Genomic DNA, 17,588 nt, shown 5'->3' on the forward strand with positions numbered 1-17,588 from the left:
TGCAGGCAGCCGAGCGGATTGCGGCGATAACTCCTTTGAGGACCTTCCATGAAATTTCTATCTCGCTCGGCGATGGCCGAAATTCTTCGGCTGACGCAAAGCGGCAATGTCGTGGGAGCGACCTTTCAGATTCTCGCGAATCTCGCCCAAGAGACCCCAGCCTCGGCGTCAAAGCGGCGCAAGCCCGGCGTCGCGATCCGGAAACAGCCAAGGGCCGCGCGTTCCAAAAGGACGGCGGCTCATGGGGAAGAAAGCCCTTCGGAGGGGCGTTTCGAACGCCGCCTATATGATGGCCCGGCCGGTCGCCTGGACTATTTCCTGTATAAGCCTGCGGGCAGCACGTCCGGGAGGCCGCTTATCCTGATGCTGCACGGTTGCACCCAATCGCCCGAGGATTTCGCACGCGGCACGCGCATGAACTTGCTCGCGGACGAATATGGATTTCTGGTCGGCTATCCCGCTCAATCGCACAGCGCGAACGCGCAAAAATGCTGGAACTGGTTTCGACCGGAGGACCAGAGGCGAGACGCCGGCGAACCCGCGATGATGGCCGGCATCGTCGGGCAATTGATCGCCGAAGAACAGGTCGATGCGACACGTGTCTATGTTGCGGGTATGTCGGCCGGCGGAGCCGCGGCAGCCGTGCTTGCCGAGGTCTATCCGGATCTTTTTGCGGCTGTCGGTGTCCATTCCGGCCTGCCCTGTGGCGCGGCGACGTCGATTCCGGGGGCTTTCGCAGCGATGCGGAACGGGGGCGATCGGCGAGATCGGCCGCCGCGAAGCGGACGCGCCGTACCTGTCATCACCTTTCATGGAGATCGCGACGACACGGTCAGCGCCGCGAACAGCGACAGGATCGTCGAGGAGGCCTTGGATGCCGGGGGCAGCGCCCTGAAGCGGTCCAGGCTTACGGGCGAGGAGCCGGGTGGCCGCCGGTTTACGCGGGAGATACACAGCAATAGCGCCGACGACATCGTCATCGAGAAATGCACGGTCGAGGGGGCAGGCCACGGATGGGCGGGCGGCGACAGCGCCGGCTCTTATGTGGATCCCAAGGGACCCGACGCGTCGCGGGCCATGGTGCGCTTCTTTCTCTCCCACCGCATGGGGCCCTCGGCCAATTAGCCGGAAAGACAGGCAGTCCGCTCACGCCGGAGAGGTGGAGGGTGTTTGTCGAAAGCTCAGCTACGCCCTTGCCGGTCGGGCGCAGGGCGTGCCGCTCTGTCCCGAGCGTGAGGTACGGACTACCTCGCCCTCAGGCGAAGCTGACGCAACGTCGATGTAGGAAAATTGGCGCGCCCGGAACGATTCGAACGTCCGACCCTCAGATTCGTAGTCTGATGCTCTATCCAGCTGAGCTACGGGCGCGCTGTGGGAGGGGCATCTAGTGGGGTAAATCGTCGGGCGCAACCCCGTTGCGCAGATTTTCTGCGCGGCCTAGACCCGGCGCCATGTCCAGCCCCGCTTTTCGCCCTTTCTCCGCGCCTTGCGCGTCGGCCCTTCTTGCCGCTCTGGCGCTGACCGCCTGCGCCGATGAGCGCAGCGGCTACCCATCGCTCGCCCCCCGTCCGGTCGAGCGGGAGGTGTTGAAGGCGGATCCGGTGCCGCCCGCGCCCGATTCGACGCCCGCGCCGCTGCCGGCTTCGGCCGATGTCTCGGCGGTCGTGGCGCAAGCGGAGGAGGCCGATGCGGCGTTCCGCGCGGCACTGGCGAAGGATGGCGCCGGCATAGCGGCGGGGCTGCGCCAGGAGGCGGGCAGCGATGCCTGGATCGCAGCGCAGCAGAGTTACAGCAGCCTCGATTCGTCACGCGCGGCGGTCGCCGACGCGCTGGCCGAGCTCGACCGGCGGCGCGAGGCGGCTGTGACCGCCGGCAATGTCGCCGCTGCCGACGCGATCACCGAGGCCGCCGTGCGCCTGCAGGCGACCTATGATGCCGAGCGCGCCGCGCTCGACGCCCTGATGCTCAGCGGATCCTGAACGCCATGCTACCACAGCCCCCCATCGCCGCGCAGCGGCCGCACGCCTATACGCGTCATGGACAGACGATCGAGGACCCCTGGTTCTGGCTGAAGGACCAGAAATATCCGGTGATCGACGATCCCGACGTGCTCGCCTATCTCGGCGAGGAGAATGCTTATTTCGAGGCGGCGATGAAGCCGCACGAGGCGCTCGTCGAGACGCTGTTCGCCGAGATGAAGGCGCGCCTGAAAGAGGATGACGCCAGCGTTCCGCAGAAGGACGGCGACTGGCTCTACTGGTGGGCGTTCCGGCCCGGCGGGCAATATCGCGTCTGGTACCGCAAGCCGGCGGCGGGCGGCGAGGAGCAGGTGCTCCTCGACGAGCCGGCCGAGGCGGAAGGGCATGACTATTTCCGCCTGCAGGTGCTGAGCGTCAGCCCGGACGGGCGGCTCGCCGCCTGGTCGGCCGATCGCAGCGGGGCCGAGCGCTTCGAGCTCCGCATCCGCGACCTGGCGACGGGCGCCGATGTCGAGACGGTCACGACCGTGGCGAACGGCGCGGTGGCGTGGGGCAATGACTCGCGCAGCCTCGTCTACACCGAGGTCAACGACAACTGGCGCACCTATCGCGCGCGGCTCCACCGGCTGGGCAGCGACCCGGCCGAAGACGTCACCGTCTATGAGGAGACCGAGGAGCTCGGCTTCAATGTGGGCGTGGGCAAGACCCAGGACGATCGCTGGATCGTCGTCGCGACCGGCGACAACCAGACGAGCGAGGTGCGCCTTGTCCCCGCCGACGATCCGGGTGCCGCGCCGCTTCTGGTCAGCCCCCGCAAGTTGAAGCGCGAATATTCGGTCGACAGCGCCCATGGGGCGCTGTGGATCCTGACCAATGACGAGCATGTGAACTTCCGCGTCGCGAAGGCGGACCCGGCCGCGCCCGGCGACTGGGAGACCGTCGTCGCGGGATCGGACGCGGTCTATATCCGGGGCATCACCGCCTTTGCCCGGCACCTGATGCTGGTCGAACGGGTCGAGGGCCTCGATCAGATCCGCCTGCGCGCCTATGACGGCAGCGAGCATCGGATCGCCTTTCCGGAGGCGAGCTATACCGTCTCGCCCGGCAGCAACCCCGAATATGATCCGCCCGCCTATCGGCTTGGCTATGCGTCGATGGTCACCCCGCAGACGGTCTATGATTATGATCCGGTCGCGCGCCAGCTGACGACGCTGAAGGTGCAGGACATTCCGTCGGGTTACGATCCGTCGCTTTACGAGACCGAGCGGCTGATGGTGCCCGCGCGTGACGGGCGGTCGATCCCTGTCTCGGTGCTCTACCGCAAGGGCTTCCCGCGCGACGGATCGGGCAAGCTGTTCCTCTACGCCTATGGCGCCTATGGCCATGCGATCCCGCCGGGCTTCTCCACCGTCCGGTTGTCGCTGGTCGACCGCGGCTGGGCCTATGCGATCGCGCATATCCGGGGCGGCGACGACCTCGGCTATGACTGGTATCTGCAGGGCAAGGCGGAGCAGCGCTGGAACACCTTCCGCGACTTTTCCGATGCTGCACGCGGCCTGATCGCGGCGGGCCTGACCCAGGCCGGACGGATCGCGATCAACGGCGGATCGGCGGGCGGCGAGCTGATGGGCGTGGTCGCCAACACCGATCCCGATCTATGGGGTGCTGTCGTGGCCGACGTGCCGTTCGTCGACGTGCTCAACACGATGCAGGACGAAAGCCTGCCGCTGACGCCCGGGGAATGGCCCGAATGGGGCAATCCGATAACCGATCCGGCGGCGTTCGATCTGATCCGCAGCTACAGCCCCTATGACAATGTCGAGGCCAAAGCCTATCCGCCGATGCTGATCACGGGCGGTCTAAACGACCCGCGCGTGACCTATTGGGAGCCGGCCAAATGGGCCGCCCGGCTGCGCGCGACCAAGACCGACGACAATCTGCTGCTGCTCAAGATCAACATGGGCGCGGGCCATGGCGGCAAGTCGGGCCGCTATGACTCGCTACGCGAGGACGCAGAGGCCTATGCCTTCGTCCTGACCCAGGTCGGCGGGGCCTAGCGCGGGAGAGCGGGTCCGGGGCGCGGATCAGGTCGGTCCGCCCCTCGGCGGGTCATGCCGCGCGTTTGCGGCGTTCGTCGCTTGCAAGGCCGATCGTCAGAGGGGCAGGGCGCAACCCGTCGAGGTGGCGCTGGTGAGCCATCTCATAGGCTCGCTCGATATTTCGGGTGAAGGCTTCCGTGTCGAACAGGGGCGCCGTTCGCCGATTTGCGGCGATCTTCTGCTTGATGGCGGCGAGGCGATCGGGCTGCCGTGCAAGATCGATGGCCAGTCGGGCGTAATCCGCCTCGGTCTCGGTGACGAGTTCGGGCAGGCCGAGCCCGTGAAGCAGGCTGCCGGCGACGCGGGCGGCGAAGCTCTGGCCCAGCTTGGTGACGATCGGCAGGCCCGCCCACAAGGCATCGCTGGCGGTCGTATGGGCGTTGCAGTTGAAGCTGTCGAGGAAGATGTCGGCGCCGTGGTGCCGCGCCAGATGCTCCGCCACCGCCGCCTTGTCGGAGAAGATCAGGCGGTCCGGAGCGATGCCGCGCGCCGCGGCCTCGCGCTTCAGATTGGCCTCGACCCATGGATTGTCCCTCAGCAGCCACAGCACGCTGCCGTCGACCTGGCGGAGGATGTCCATCCAGATGCCGAACTCCGGCGGCCTGATCTTGTAATTGCTGTTGAAGCTGCAGAAGACGACGCCCTCCGTCGGGAGGCCCAGTTCCGCGCGCGTGTGAAGGGATTCGGGCACGGCGCGACTGTCGTCGTTGACCTGATAGCACCCGGGCAGGCGGATGATCTGCTCCGAATAGAACTGGCTATGCGTTTCCGGGACCACGACCTCGTCGGCGATGAGGTAATCCATGAAGCTGGCGCCGGTCGATCCCGGATAGCCCAGATAGGCGATCTGGACCGGTGCCGGGCGGTGGGAGAAAATTCCCAGCCGGGCTTCATATGTGTGGCCCTTCAGGTCGACGGCGATGTCGATCTGCTGATCCTTTGCGAGTTGGGAAATGGCGCGGTCATCGAGGCCGCTGACGTCGTGGAACATGTCGACGGCCTTTGCGGCGCGATCGGTGAAAGCGTCCTTGATCAGGCCATAGGAAAAGGCGTGGATCTCGAAGCGGGACCGATCGTGCCGTTCCAGGAGCTTCGCCATCAGGTGCATCGTGGCATGGTTATGGAAGTCGGCCGAAAAATAGCCGATGCGGATGCGGGGATCGTCGTTGCGCTTGCGCGGGAAGCTGAGGCCGGGGCCCTTGATCTTCTTCCTGACCCAGGTCTTCGACCGCAGCAGATGCCGCTCGGCATCGTCCTCGATCGCCAGCATCGAGAAGGGCGGGATTGCATCGTCGGTGCCGTGGATCGCTGAGAGCGCGGCCCTGTCGTCGGCCGCGTCCCACGCACACATGCGGGCCCGCTGGTAGAGCAGATGGGCTTGCGCCTCGACATGGTCCGGCTTCAGCGCGACCGCCCGGCGATAGCTCGCCACGGCTTCGTCCACGCGGTGGAGCAGATGGAGGGCATTGGCCAGATTATAATGGTTCGCCGCCTCGTCGGGACGCAGGTCGGCCACTTTGAGGAAGCTTGCCAGGGCCTCCTCGAAGCGGTGCAGGGTGATCAGCACACCGCCCCGGTTGATATGCGCTTCGACATGGTCCGGTTCGAGCTGGATGGCCCGATCATAGGCCGATACGGCCTCCTCGAGGCGATTGAGATCCTGCAATATCGTCGCGTGATTATAGAGGATCGCGGCAGAGTCCGGATGGAGGCTTGCCGCCAGCGCACAGCTTTCCAGTGCCTCGTCGCGCCGCTTCAGTTCGCGAAGAACGATGCCGCGGTTGGAGTGGGCTTCGGCGAAGTCGGCATCGATCCCGATGGCCGCATCGTAGCTCGCCAGAGCCTCGAAATGCAGGCCCAATATCCTTTGTGCGTTGCCGCGATTGCAATAGGCGGCCGCATAGCCAGGCTTGAGTGCGATCGCGGCATCATAGCTGGCGATCGCGTCTTTTAGCTTCCCGAGATCCTGAAGCAGATTTCCGCGATTATAGTGAAGCTCGGCCGATCGCGGGTCGAGTTCTATGGCGCGATCATAACCGGCCGCAGCTTCCGACGATCGCCCCAGCATCCGCAGCACCATGGCGCGGTTGGAATGGGCGCCGGCCGAATACGGCGCAACCTTTATGGCCCTGTCGCCGGCGTCCGCGGCCTCTTCCAGGCGGTGGAGACGCAGCAGGGCAATGCTGCGGTTGGTATGCGCATCTCCATCCGCCGGATTGAGGCGTATCGCTTCGCCATAGCTCGCCAGCGCATCGTCCCACCGGCCCAGCCCACTCTGGATGGCTCCTGCCAGATTATGAAGGTCGGCGCGCTTGGGGAACAGATCGAGCATCGACTGGATGGCTTCCAGCGCTTCGGGCATCCGCCCCTGATCGTAGAGCGACAGAACGGCTTCGACACCCTGCTCGTAGGAGCGGCCGGCAAAGGGATTCGACAGCTCACGCAATCCCGCCAGCGCACGTTTGTTGGCGGGGAAGGCTGCCAGGATTTGCCGATAGATCTTCTCGGCTCCGGCGTTGTCGCCGGAGCGCGCGGAGGAGAGCGCCTTGCGCAGATTCTGCTCGACATTGAATTTCATCGCATCTCTCGCACTTCCGCTCGCAGCGCGCTCGTTCGCTCTGGGAGTCTTTTCCGACAGCCTGTGGCTATCCTGTGCGGCTTAAAAAACGATTAACCATTCTCCGCTGCGCTCCGCCGGGCATTTCGGCGGGTGCTTATCGGTTTGTTAACCCTGTTTTGCGTAGCCACGGGCGTGGCCTGAGCGATCCGAGTGCTCTCGTCTTCACAGGCAGCCGGGCCGGATGCGCGGCGACAGACAGGGTGACGCGATGATTCCTAAGATCATGCATTTCATTTGGGTCGGCGATGAAACGAAGCGTCCCGATAATTGCATCGACAGCTGGCGCGCACGGCATCCCGACTGGCAGGTGCGGATCTGGGGCAATCGCGAGCTGCAGGATACCGAGTGGGTGAACCAGCGCCACATGGTCGAAATGTTCGAGCGCGAGCTCAACGGCGTCGCCGATCTCATGCGCTGGGAAATCCTGCATCAGCATGGGGGCATTGTCCTCGACGCGGATAGCGTCTGCGTTCGCCCGCTGGACGACCACCTGCTCGATTGCGAAGCTTTCGCCTGTTGGGAGAATGAGATCGCGCGGCCAGGAATGATCGCCGCCGGCTATTTCGGGAGCGAGGCCGGCAACATCTTTCTGGGCCGGATCATCGCGGACATCGCCGCGGAGCCTTCGGTCATCAACGATATGGCCTGGAAGACGGTCGGTCCACAGCGACTGACGGATGCCTATCGCAAATATCAATATTCGGCGCTGAGGATCTACCCCAGCCATTATTTCATCCCGCGCCACTTTTCCGGCGTGAGCTATGACGGCAGCGATCCGGTCTACGCCCACCAGCTCTGGGGTTCGACGCTCGATGCTTATGACGACCTGCACCGTCAGGACGTGACCGCCGTAGCGGATGCGGTGGTGTCGAAGCCTGTGCCACCGAAGCCCGTCGCGAAGCCGGCGCCGGAAGCACGCCTCGCGCCGGTGCGGCGCGCGGTTGCAACTGTGCCGGCCTGCGGGTCCCCGCTGGAGGCGCAGCATTCGCCCTATTTCGTGCAGCGCGTGACCGTCAGCGAGGAGATCTCCCAACTCGGCCGGCTCGAGGTGTTTCGCTACCTGTGCGAGGGCAAGCGCGTCCTGCATGTCGGTTGCGCGGATTGGCCGATCACCGATCCGGCGACCTCGCTCCATCTGGCGCTGGAGCCCTATTGCGCCGTACTCGACGGTCTCGACGTCCATGTCGAGGCGCTCGAACAGCTCGCGCCCTTCGCCAAGGGAAGGCTCTTTTCGAGCTTCGAGCAGGTCGAGGATCGCTATGACATGGTCCTCGTTCCCGAAGTCCTCGAACATGTGCCGAATGTGGCGGAGTTCATGCAGCAGCTTCAGGCCGTCGACGCCGAATGCTTTCTGATTTCGGTGCCCGACGCCTATCAGTGCCAGGCGCGGCATTTCGACTTCGTCAGCGAGTCACAGACATTCGTCGAGGTCGTCCATCCCGATCACAATGTCTGGTACACGCCCTACACCTTCTCGAACACGATCCAGAAGTACAGCGATCTGACGGTCGAACGCATGTGGTTCTTCAACCGCATATCCCTTCTGGCGCTGCTTTCCCGGCAATCGGTCGCGCTCGCAGCCTGAGAGCGCCTCGAACCGCAGCGCGAGCGTTCCGGAGTAAGCCTGGCGCCTATTCGCGTGCGGCGCGCAGCGCGGCGCCCGCGGCAAAGGGAGCCAGGGCGGTCAGCAGCAGGGCAGCGGCGCCGAGCAGCTTCAGCGCGCCCATCCCGTCAGGGCCGAGCGCGCCGGCGCCGAAGATCAGCAGCGGCACCGCCAAGGGCAGCATCAGCAGCCCCGCGAGTGCGCCCGCGCCGCGCAGGCCCAGGATCAGTGCGCTGGTCATGACGCCGAGCGCGGCGAGCGCTGGTGTGCCGATGGCGAGGCCGAGCTCGAGCCGGAGCAACGTCGCGCCGTCGAGGCGGAGCAATGCCGCAGCGGGCAGGGCAGCGAGCAGCAGCGGCGGCCCGAAGCCCAGCCAATGGGCGAGGATCTTGGCGGCGGCGATCGCCTCGTCCGAAAAACCGCGCACCGCGAACTGGTCGAGCACGCCCTGTTCGGCATCGGGGGCGATCAACCGGTCCACGGGGAGGAGCGCCGCGAGCAGCGCCGCCATCCACAGTGCGCCGCCGCCGACCTTGGCGAGGAGCGCCCCGTCGGGGCCGACCGCGAAGGGAAAGAGCGTCGCGACAAGCAGGAAGAAGACCAGCGGCAGCAGCGCGCCGCCGCCCTGATAGGCGGTCCGCACGTCGCGCAGGACGATGGCGAGCCAGCCCTTCATGGCGTGGTCCTGCCCAGGACGATCGGCAGGGCATCGGGCAGGTCGAGCGGCTGGTGGGTCGCCAGCAGCACGATGCCGCCGCCCGCGCGGTGCACGGCCATCGCTTCGGTCAACCGGCCGAGCGAGGCGGTGTCGAGGCCATTGCCCGGCTCGTCGAGCAGCCAGATTTCGGCGCGCGAGGCGAGGATGCGTGCCAGCGTCGCGCGCTTGCGCTGGCCGGTCGAGAGCATATGGACCGGGACTTCGACGAGGTTGGCGATGCCCATCCGCTCGAGCGCGCCGCGCACGGCGCCTTCTTCGCTCCCGTCTATGCCGGCCCAGAATCCCAGCGCGCGGCCCAGCGGCAGGCGCATGTCGAGCGCGGGGGCTTCGCCGGCATGGGCAATCCGGCCATGCAGGTCGATCTTTCCTGCCGATGGCACCAGCAGGCCGGCGGCGAGGCGCATCAGGCTGGACTTGCCCGCGCCGTTCGGACCGGTCAGCAGCGCGGCGTTACCCGCGCCCAGTGCGAAGCTCAGCCCTTCGAACAGCAGCCGATCGCCGCGCAGGCAGGCGACCCGGTCGAAGGCGAGCCGCGCCGTCATCAGCCGGCCATCGCCTCCAGTGCGTGCATGTCCGCGTCGGACAGGCCGAAATGATGGCCGATTTCGTGGATCACGACATGCGCGACCAGCGCTTCTAGCGCCACATCGGTCTCGACCCATTCGTCGAGGATCGCGCGGCGGTAGAGATGGATCATGTCGGGCATGGTGCCCGAATGGTCGACCGACTTCGAACCCAGTGGCAGGCCGGTATAGAGGCCGGTCAGCTCGAACGGGTTTTCGATACCCATTTCGTCGAGCGTCGCGTCGTCGGCGAATTCCTCCACCTTGAGCACCACATCGCCCAGATGGCGGGCGAATTCGGCAGGCAGCCGGGCGATGGTGGCGCGGGCGATTGCTTCGATCCGCTCGGCGGTGGGCGGCAGGGTTTGACCTTCACTCATCTTGCGCCGACATAGAGCCGAGAAACCGAACACGCCAGCGGAGGATGACTTGTCGATCGAAGCCCTGAACGAAGCCGAACGTGCCGATGCGCTCGATGCGCTGCCCGACTGGGACTATGACGAGGCACGTGATGCGATCACCCGCCGTTTCACTTTTCCGGACTTCTCCGCCGCTTTCGCCTTCATGACGCGGGTCGCGCTCTATGCCGAGAAGAACGACCATCACCCCGAATGGTCGAACGTCTGGAACCGGGTCGACATATTGCTGACCACGCATGACGCGGGCGGCCTGTCCCACCGCGATATCGCCATGGCCGAGGCGATCGAGGCCCTGCTCGAATAGGAGCGAGGCCGCCGATAAGGCGGACGATTCAGTCCCGGTGCCAGCGGGCGAAGATCGCGGTCGGCAGCAGCAGACCGCGCGCTTCCTCGCGCACCGCCATCTCGCCGATTTCGACGGTGCCGCCGAGATCGGCGGTCGCCTGGCGCAGCAATTCTCCGATCGCCAACGCCGACATGCGGATCGCGTAGACGGTCAGCACGAGGAATTTGGACTTGTCGTCGAGCAGCGCGCGGCAGTCGGCGATCAGCGCGGGAAGATGTTCTTCCAGCCGCCAGGTCTCGCCATTGGGACCGCGCCCGAACTTCGGCGGGTCGAGGAAGATGCCGTCATACCGGCGCCCGCGCCGGACCTCGCGCGCGGCGAACTTCGCGGCGTCGTCGACCATCCAGCGGATCGGGCGGTCGGCCATGTCCGACAGGAAGGCATTGGCCTTGGCCGCCTCCACTGACTTCTTCGATGCATCGACATGCGTCAGGCGGGCACCCTTGGCGGCGAGCGCCAGCGTGCCCACGCCGGTGTAGCCGAACAGGTTCATCACCTCGTCGCCCTCGACCGTCCGATCGCGCATCCAGCTCCATTGCGGCGCCATGTCGGGGAAGAAGGCGAGGTGGCGGAAGGGGGTGTTCTGTGCGGTGAAGCGCACCTCTTCCCAGCGCATGTGCCAGCCGCCGCGCGGCACGTCGCGAGACAGATGCCATTTTCCGCCGCCATCCTCGTCCGAGGCGCCGATGAAGTCGCCATCTGCTTCCCAGTTGGCCGAGGCGGGCGCCCACATCGCCTGCGGTTCGGGCCGGATGAAGCTGAAGCGGCCATAGCGCTCGAGCTTGCGGCCATGGCCTGAATCGACCAGCCCGTAATCGGTCCAGGGTTCGGTGACGATCGTGGTCAGCTGCATCGCATATCCGTCTCGAAATATCCCGCCGCCAGTCGTGCCGGCCGTACCAGGGTCAGGCCGCAGCCTTCAGCGCCGGTCCCACCGTCGCCAGCGTTTCGGTCCCTGCGAGCATCCGCGCACCGGCGGCGCGGACGTCGTCGAGGGTGCAGGCATCGATGCGGGCGACGATCGTCGCCGGATCGATTGGCGTGCCGTGAACGAGCGTCTGGAACCCCAGGCGATCGGCCCGGCTCTGCACCGATTCGAGCGCCATCAATATGGTGGCACGAATCTGGGCCTTCGCCCGGTCGAGCTCGACCGGAGCCAGCGAGACGGCCGTCTCGCGCAGCAGGTCGCGGGCGAGGTCGGTCGCATGCTGGGCCTCGCGGCGCGCCGTCGCCAGATAGACCGTCATCATGCCGGTATCGCGCCAGGCGGCGACCGACGTGCCGACCGAATAGGCAAGGCCGCGTTCCTCGCGAATCGCCTGGAACAGCCGCGACGAACTGCCTTCGCCTGCGGCCTGGCTGAACAACAGCAGCGGATAATAGGCCGGATCGAAATAGCTGACGCCTTCCCATCCGAATAATATGTGCGCCGATTCGAGACGGCGTCGCTCGACGAACAGCCCGCCCTGATAGGCAGCGCCCTCCGCGACCGGGCGGGGCGCGGGCTCCATGTCGCCGAAGCGCTCTTCGGCGAGGTCGACCAGCTGCTCGACGTCGATCTTTCCGGCGGCCGCGAGAACCATGCCCTGCGGGCGATAATGGCACCGGGTCCAGCCATGCAGGTCGTCGACGCCAATGGCTTCGATGCTCTGCTCCTCGCCGAGGACGGGCCGCCCGAAAGCCTGGTCGGGCCATGCGGTCGAATGGAAATGGTCGTTGATGATGTCGTCGGGCAGGTCGCGTGCTTCGCCCAGTTCCTGGAGCACCACGTCCTTCTCGCGCACGAGGTCGGACGGTTCGAAATGGGGTTTCCGGACGAGATCGGCGACCAGTTCGACGCCCAGGTCGAGATTCTCGGCCAGCAGCCGCGCCTGAAAGGCGGTCTGGTCACGCGAGGTATAGGCGTTCAGATAGCCGCCGACATTCTCGACCGCCTCGGATATCTGCCGGGCGTTGCGGCCGCCCGCGCCCTTGAACACCATATGCTCGAACAGATGCGCAAGCCCGTTGGTCCGCGCGTCCTCATGGCGCGCGCCGCAGTCGACATGAAGGCCGAGCGCGACCGTCTCGACGCCGATCATCGGCTCGGCGGCGATGGTGAAGCCGTTGGCCAGCCGGTGGAGATGCGGGCCGGACATATCGGTCAGACCGCTGCCACCGACTGGTCGGCGACGAATTGCTCGATCGCCCCGATCTCTGCCGGAAGAACGACATAGCGTTCCTGCCGTTCGAACAACTCGCCGATCCGGGCAGGCAGCGTCGGGCGGACGCCCGTCGCCCGCTCGACCGCGTCGCCGAATTTGGCGGGATGGGCGGTCGCCAGCGTGACGATCGGGATCGCCGGGTCGAGATCGGCGTCCTGCGCGGCGGCGAGGCCGATCGCGCTGTGCGGATCGATGATCTCGCCGGCGCGGTCATGTGCCCAGCGCATCGCCATCTGCATCCGGTCGGCATCGACGCGGGCGCTGGAGAAGAGCGCGGCGGCTTCGCTGCGCATCGCGGCGGGAATGTCGAGGCGCCGGCTGGACTCGAAGCCCTTCATCGTCGCGGCGAGCGCACCGCCATCGCGGCCGTGCAGGTCGAACAGCAGGCGCTCGAAATTCGAGCTGACTTGGATGTCCATCGAGGGCGCCGCCGTGGCGGTGACCGTGCCAACCGAATAATCCCCGGCCGACAGGGCACGGTGGAGGATGTCGTTGACGTTGGTTGCAACGATCAGCTTGGCGACGGGCAGGCCCATGCGGGCCGCCACATAGCCGGCGAAGACGTCGCCGAAATTGCCCGTCGGCACCGAGAAGGCGACCGGCCGGTCGGGTGCGCCGAGCTGTACGGCCGTGTAGAAATAATAGACGATCTGGGCCATCAGCCGCGCCCAGTTGATCGAATTGACGGCCGACAGGTTGAACCGGCTGGCGAAGCCGGCATCGGCGAACATCGCCTTCACCAGCGCCTGAGCGTCGTCGAAGCTGCCTTCGATCGCGATATTGTGGACGTTGGGCGCCAGTACCGTCGTCATCTGGCGGCGCTGCACCTCGGACACGCGGCCCTTGGGGTGAAGCATGAAGATGTCGACCTTGGCGCGGCCCGCAAGCGCGTCGATCGCTGCAGACCCCGTGTCGCCGCTGGTCGCGCCGATCACGGTCAGGTGGGTGTCGCGCTTGGCCAGAAAGCGCTCGAACAGCAGGCCGAGCAGCTGGAGCGCGACGTCTTTGAAGGCGAGGGTCGGGCCGTGGAACAGCTCGAGCAGCCACTGGCGATGATCGAGCTGCTTGAGCGGCACGACGGCGGCATGGGCGAAGCGGCCATAAGCGGTCTCGCACAGGGCCTTCAGTTCGGCGTCGTCGAGCGCGCCAGCCACGAAGGGCCGCATGACCGCGACCGCCGTATCGACATAGGACAGGCCGCGCATCGCCGCGATCTCGGCGGTCGTAAAGCTCGGCCACTGATCGGGGACATAAAGCCCGCCGTCGGAGGCGAGGCCCGCGAGCGTGACGTCTTCGAATCCAAGGCGGGGGGCTGAACCCCTGGTGCTGACATACTGCATGACCGGCGGCCCTTAGCGAGCGCGCGCCGCTGCGGCAAGGAATTGGGAGGCTCTACGTCCGAAACATCGTCGCTGTGGCGGATCGGCATCGTCGCGGCCGTGCCGGTCCCTGCGGTCAGAAGAGCCAGGCGATCACAGCCGAGACCATCGTCGCCCCGCCGATGGGCGCGATCAACAGGAGCAGGAGGTTGAGTGCGACCACAAGCGTCAGTGCTTTTTGTTGGCGCAGGCTAAGGGGTGGACGCTGCTCCGGAAGTCTCGGGCGCCAGGGCGGGGGAGGCGGCTGGTCGCGGAAATCCATGAACATGAAGGGTTCGCTCCATCGCCTCGAAGCGGGGAGGATGCCGAGCCGCCACAGTCGCGTCGACATGCTTCTTCGGACAGGCCCCGTTCGGACGTTATCGCGGCTCGAAGGCCATGGCGTCCACGTCGAACCAGATCACGACGTCTCCGCCATGCTCGTCGATCGCCGACACCTTCGCCAGCGCTTTCGTTTCGTGAAGAACGAGCGAACGGGACCGGGGCTCGACCTTCAGTGCCGCCAACACGTCCCTCTCGTCCGCTGCCGATGTTATCCGGAAGGCGCTATCGGGCGATTGTCCGTCTCCATTGGTCAGGATGCGGGCAATATGTAAGCGTCGAGACGCCTCTCCCGCTTCCGCGACAGACGCCATAGCCAGCATCGACATCAGCGCCATCGCCACGAGGCGGCCATCGATCATTGGATGTCAGTCACAGATAATGTTCCTCAACCGGAGCGGCAGAGCTGGCGCAAAGCATCATTGATGAGAATAGCGAATGCCTCCAAAATGGAGAGGACGCTAGAAATCCACGCCGACCGAGAGCCGGACGTCTCGCGCCGAAATCTGCCCGGTATCCGGGACGGCGCGGTAATTGCCGATCCGCGCCCCCACATTGATGGGGCCTTCGGGCTCGGGGGGCTGCACCGTGATCGACTGGCCTTCGCTCGCCATGCGCCGGTAGCCGGTTCGTGTGGTCGAGCGGTCCTCGACCGTCAACGCTCGCGCTGCGCGCTTGGCCTCGCTCTCGGCGCGGGCCACGGCGGACGGATCGCGTAACGGGGCGACTTTCGCGCCCGCAGGTAGGTTGCGCGGCGGGTCGCTCAACCGGAAGGATCCCGACCAGTCGAGCACGACGGGCTGCGGCAGGGGAGTCTTTTCGGACGATGGCGCATCCACCGCCGCCGTCCCGCCCGGCACGGCGATCAGAGCGACCAGACAGGCGCCAGCCGCGAGGAGAGTCGTACGGCCGTTCCGGCGCGGATCGGGGCGGTGCACGGTCATCAACATCGCATAGCATCGGAATCGCCGATTTCACACTGAATACCCCCGGTTTCATGCGACGAAGCGTTTGACGAGCATGGGGCTGCGTCACTATATGCGCGCTCCGTCAGGCGGCCGGTGGCCGCCTTTTTGCATTTTCGGAGCGATTTTAGAGCCGATCGAAAGGAAAGGGAGTTTTTGCCATGACCATCACCCCGCTCATGCCGGTTTATCCGCGGTGCGGCGTGCGTCCGGTGCGAGGCGAAGGCTGCTACCTGATCGGCGAGCGCGGTGAGCGCTATCTCGACTTCGCGAGCGGCATCGCGGTCAATCTGCTCGGACACGGCCACCCCGAACTGGTCAAGGCGATCGCCGACCAGGCGGCGACGCTGATGCACGTGTCGAACCTCTATGGCAGCCCGCAGGGTGAGGCCTTCGCCCAGAAGCTGGTCGATCGCACCTTCGCCGACACCGTCTTTTTTACCAATTCGGGTGCCGAAGCGGTCGAGTGCGCGATCAAGGCTGCGCGCCGTTATCACCATGTGAACGGCAATCCGAACCGGACCAAGATCATCAGCTTCACCAACGCCTTCCACGGGCGGACGCTGGGCACGATCTCGGCCACCAACCAGCCGAAGATGCGCGACGGCTTCGAGCCGCTGCTGCCCGGTTTCGAGGTGGTCGCCTTCAACGACCTGGAGGCGGCGCGTGCCGCGGTCGATGCCAACACAGCGGGATTCCTTGTCGAGCCGGTGCAGGGTGAAGGCGGCATGACGCCGGCCAAGCCCGAGTTCCTTCAGGGCCTGCGCCAGATCTGCGACGAGCAGGGTCTGCTGCTGATCCTCGACGAGGTCCAGTGCGGCTATTGCCGGACCGGCACCTTCTTCGCGCACGAGCAATATGGCATCACGCCGGACATCATGGCGGTCGCCAAGGGTATCGGCGGCGGCTTCCCGCTCGGCGCCTGCCTCGCGACCGAAGAGGCTGCCAAGGGCATGGTCGCGGGCACCCATGGCTCGACCTATGGCGGCAACCCGCTCGCCATGGCTGCCGCCGAGGCGGTGTTCCGCGTTGCCGTGAACGACGAGTTCCTCTCCAACGTCCAGACGATGGCGGCACGGCTGCGGCAGGCGATCGAGCAGATGATGCCGAATCATGATTCGGTGTTCGACAGCACCCGCGGCCTGGGCCTCATGATCGGCATCAAGCTGAAGGACGCCGTCGAGGCGCGCGCCTTCGTGGCGCATCTGCGCGACAATCATGGCCTGCTGACGGTCGCGGCCGGCGAGAATGTCGTCCGCATCCTGCCGCCGCTCGTGATCGACGACAGCCATGTCGCCGAGTGCGTCGAAAAGCTGTCGGCGGGCGCCCGGACCTATGAGGCCGCACAATGAGCCGGTCCTTCATCGATCTCGCCGACGCCGGCACGGCCGGCCTCACGCTGATGCTCGACGAGGCGATCGCCCGCAAGCAGGCCCGGAAGGGGCTGCCCAAGGGACGGATCGACGCTGACGCGCCATTGGCGGGGCAGACGCTGGCGATGATCTTCGAGAAGAACTCGACCCGCACGCGGGTTTCGTTCGACATGGCGATACGCCAGCTCGGCGGAACGACGATCGTGATGGATTCGGGCGGCATGCAGCTCGGACGCGGCGAGACCATCGCCGACACGGCGCGCGTGCTGAGCCGCTATGTCGACGCGATCATGATCCGCACCGACGACCATCAGAAAGCGCTCGATCTTGCGCGCTATGCCGATGTTCCCGTGATCAACGGGCTGACCGACCAGTCGCATCCGTGCCAGATCATGGCCGACATGCAGACCGTGATCGAGCATCGCGGTTCGCTTGCCGGCTCGCGCTGGGCCTGGTTCGGCGACGGCAACAATGTGCTCCACTCGATCGTCGAGGCGGGCAGCCTGCTCGGCTTCCCCGTCGGCATCGCCTGCCCCGAAGGCTATGAGCCCGATCCGGCCGTGATCGCGGCCGCGCGCGAACGGGGTGGCGACATCCGCCTGTCGCGGGACGCGGTCGACATCGCCTCCGGCGCGGACGTGATCGTTACCGACACCTGGATCTCGATGGGCCAGGCGCATGCCGAAGAGAAGCTGAAGGCGATGATGCCCTATCAGGTCGACGAGGCGCTGATGGCGCGCGCCGCACCGGAGGCTATGTTTCTGCACTGCCTGCCCGCCCATCGCGGCGAGGAAGTGGTGGACGCGGTCATCGACGGGCCGCAGTCGCTGATCTGGGACGAGGCCGAAAACCGGCTGCATGCGCAGAAGGCGGTTCTCCTCTGGTGCCTCGGCAAGATCGGTTGAACAAATATGGGCGGACGGATGCGGCCTGTCGGTCGACACCGTCCGCCCGGATGCTTGAAATCGAGCCCGTCCATACCGACCTGATGGCGCACAG

The 17,588-nt window shown here is 66.0% G+C and carries 17 protein-coding genes and 1 tRNA gene; 7 read left to right on the plus strand and 11 right to left on the minus strand.

Annotation, left to right across the window (positions count from 1 at the left end):
• Window positions 1-72: 72 nt before the first annotated feature.
• Window positions 73-1,125: an extracellular catalytic domain type 1 short-chain-length polyhydroxyalkanoate depolymerase gene (locus G6P88_RS17940; protein ID WP_206335816.1), complete on the plus strand. Its 1,053-nt coding sequence runs from the start codon at window positions 73-75 to the stop codon at window positions 1,123-1,125.
• 166 nt (window positions 1,126-1,291) lie between these two features.
• Here the strand turns inward: G6P88_RS17940 and G6P88_RS17945 are convergent.
• Window positions 1,292-1,368, minus strand: a tRNA-Arg gene (locus tag G6P88_RS17945).
• Window positions 1,369-1,451: 83 nt separating this feature from the next.
• On the opposite strand from G6P88_RS17945, the gene G6P88_RS17950 reads away from it, so the two are divergent.
• Together G6P88_RS17950 and G6P88_RS17955 are read left to right on the plus strand one after the other, a co-directional pair.
• Window positions 1,452-1,979, plus strand: a complete 528-nt coding sequence (locus G6P88_RS17950; RefSeq protein WP_165324406.1) for a hypothetical protein — start codon at window positions 1,452-1,454, stop codon at window positions 1,977-1,979.
• 5 nt (window positions 1,980-1,984) lie between these two features.
• Entirely contained in the window at window positions 1,985-4,036 is a 2,052-nt protein-coding gene (locus G6P88_RS17955) for a S9 family peptidase (protein ID WP_165324407.1), read from the plus strand.
• A 52-nt stretch (window positions 4,037-4,088) separates the two neighbouring features.
• Here G6P88_RS17955 and G6P88_RS17960 read toward each other — a convergent pair whose 3' ends face one another.
• Entirely contained in the window at window positions 4,089-6,656 is a 2,568-nt protein-coding gene (locus G6P88_RS17960) for a tetratricopeptide repeat protein (RefSeq protein WP_165324408.1), read from the minus strand.
• 265 nt (window positions 6,657-6,921) lie between these two features.
• On the opposite strand from G6P88_RS17960, the gene G6P88_RS17965 reads away from it, so the two are divergent.
• A complete protein-coding gene (locus G6P88_RS17965) occupies window positions 6,922-8,283 on the plus strand; it encodes a glycosyltransferase (protein ID WP_226946630.1) in 1,362 nt (453 codons plus the stop codon).
• Between the two features lie 46 nt (window positions 8,284-8,329).
• Here G6P88_RS17965 and G6P88_RS17970 read toward each other — a convergent pair whose 3' ends face one another.
• From G6P88_RS17970 to G6P88_RS17980, 3 genes are read right to left on the minus strand one after another with little or no spacing between them, the layout of a single operon-like run.
• Window positions 8,330-8,977 (minus strand): heme exporter protein CcmB, encoded by a 648-nt coding sequence (locus tag G6P88_RS17970; protein ID WP_165324410.1) that lies wholly within the window; start codon window positions 8,975-8,977, stop codon window positions 8,330-8,332.
• On the minus strand, window positions 8,974-9,561 hold the full coding sequence (ccmA, locus tag G6P88_RS17975; protein WP_165324411.1) for a heme ABC exporter ATP-binding protein CcmA: 588 nt from the start codon (window positions 9,559-9,561) through the stop codon (window positions 8,974-8,976). The genes G6P88_RS17970 and ccmA overlap by 4 nt, the downstream gene beginning before the upstream one ends.
• Complete coding sequence (locus G6P88_RS17980) at window positions 9,561-9,962, minus strand: metallopeptidase family protein (protein ID WP_165324412.1); 402 nt, start codon at window positions 9,960-9,962, stop codon at window positions 9,561-9,563. The genes ccmA and G6P88_RS17980 overlap by 1 nt, the downstream gene beginning before the upstream one ends.
• A gap of 49 nt (window positions 9,963-10,011) precedes the next feature.
• On the opposite strand from G6P88_RS17980, the gene G6P88_RS17985 reads away from it, so the two are divergent.
• The gene (locus G6P88_RS17985; RefSeq protein WP_165324413.1) at window positions 10,012-10,305 is read left to right on the plus strand and encodes a 4a-hydroxytetrahydrobiopterin dehydratase; all 294 of its coding nucleotides are present in this window, start codon (window positions 10,012-10,014) and stop codon (window positions 10,303-10,305) included.
• Between the two features lie 28 nt (window positions 10,306-10,333).
• Here G6P88_RS17985 and G6P88_RS17990 read toward each other — a convergent pair whose 3' ends face one another.
• The 6 genes from G6P88_RS17990 to G6P88_RS18015 all read right to left on the minus strand — a co-directional run bounded on the left by G6P88_RS17990 (window position 10,334) and on the right by G6P88_RS18015 (window position 15,195).
• Window positions 10,334-11,200, minus strand: coding sequence for an RsmD family RNA methyltransferase (locus tag G6P88_RS17990; RefSeq protein ID WP_165324414.1), 867 nt, complete (start codon window positions 11,198-11,200; stop codon window positions 10,334-10,336).
• A gap of 52 nt (window positions 11,201-11,252) precedes the next feature.
• Complete coding sequence (locus tag G6P88_RS17995) at window positions 11,253-12,485, minus strand: M16 family metallopeptidase (RefSeq protein WP_165324415.1); 1,233 nt, start codon at window positions 12,483-12,485, stop codon at window positions 11,253-11,255.
• 5 nt (window positions 12,486-12,490) lie between these two features.
• Window positions 12,491-13,891, minus strand: coding sequence for a threonine synthase (gene thrC, locus G6P88_RS18000; RefSeq protein ID WP_165324416.1), 1,401 nt, complete (start codon window positions 13,889-13,891; stop codon window positions 12,491-12,493).
• Window positions 13,892-14,006: 115 nt separating this feature from the next.
• Entirely contained in the window at window positions 14,007-14,198 is a 192-nt protein-coding gene (locus G6P88_RS18005) for a hypothetical protein (RefSeq protein ID WP_165324417.1), read from the minus strand.
• Window positions 14,199-14,289: 91 nt separating this feature from the next.
• Window positions 14,290-14,613 carry a DUF4919 domain-containing protein gene (locus tag G6P88_RS18010; RefSeq protein WP_165324418.1) on the minus strand — a complete coding sequence of 108 codons (324 nt, stop codon included), beginning with the start codon at window positions 14,611-14,613 and terminating at the stop codon, window positions 14,290-14,292.
• A gap of 99 nt (window positions 14,614-14,712) precedes the next feature.
• Complete coding sequence (locus tag G6P88_RS18015; protein ID WP_206335817.1) at window positions 14,713-15,195, minus strand: hypothetical protein; 483 nt, start codon at window positions 15,193-15,195, stop codon at window positions 14,713-14,715.
• 182 nt (window positions 15,196-15,377) lie between these two features.
• Here G6P88_RS18015 and G6P88_RS18020 point away from each other — a divergent pair, with 182 nt between their 5' ends.
• Both G6P88_RS18020 and argF read left to right on the plus strand, forming a co-directional pair.
• Window positions 15,378-16,568: an aspartate aminotransferase family protein gene (locus G6P88_RS18020; protein WP_165324420.1), complete on the plus strand. Its 1,191-nt coding sequence runs from the start codon at window positions 15,378-15,380 to the stop codon at window positions 16,566-16,568.
• A complete protein-coding gene (argF, locus tag G6P88_RS18025) occupies window positions 16,565-17,494 on the plus strand; it encodes an ornithine carbamoyltransferase (protein WP_165324421.1) in 930 nt (309 codons plus the stop codon). Before G6P88_RS18020 ends, argF begins: the two co-directional genes overlap by 4 nt.
• Window positions 17,495-17,588: the final 94 nt, after the last annotated feature.

This window comes from Rhizorhabdus phycosphaerae (genome assembly GCF_011044255.1).
Taxonomy (GTDB): domain Bacteria; phylum Pseudomonadota; class Alphaproteobacteria; order Sphingomonadales; family Sphingomonadaceae; genus Rhizorhabdus; species Rhizorhabdus phycosphaerae.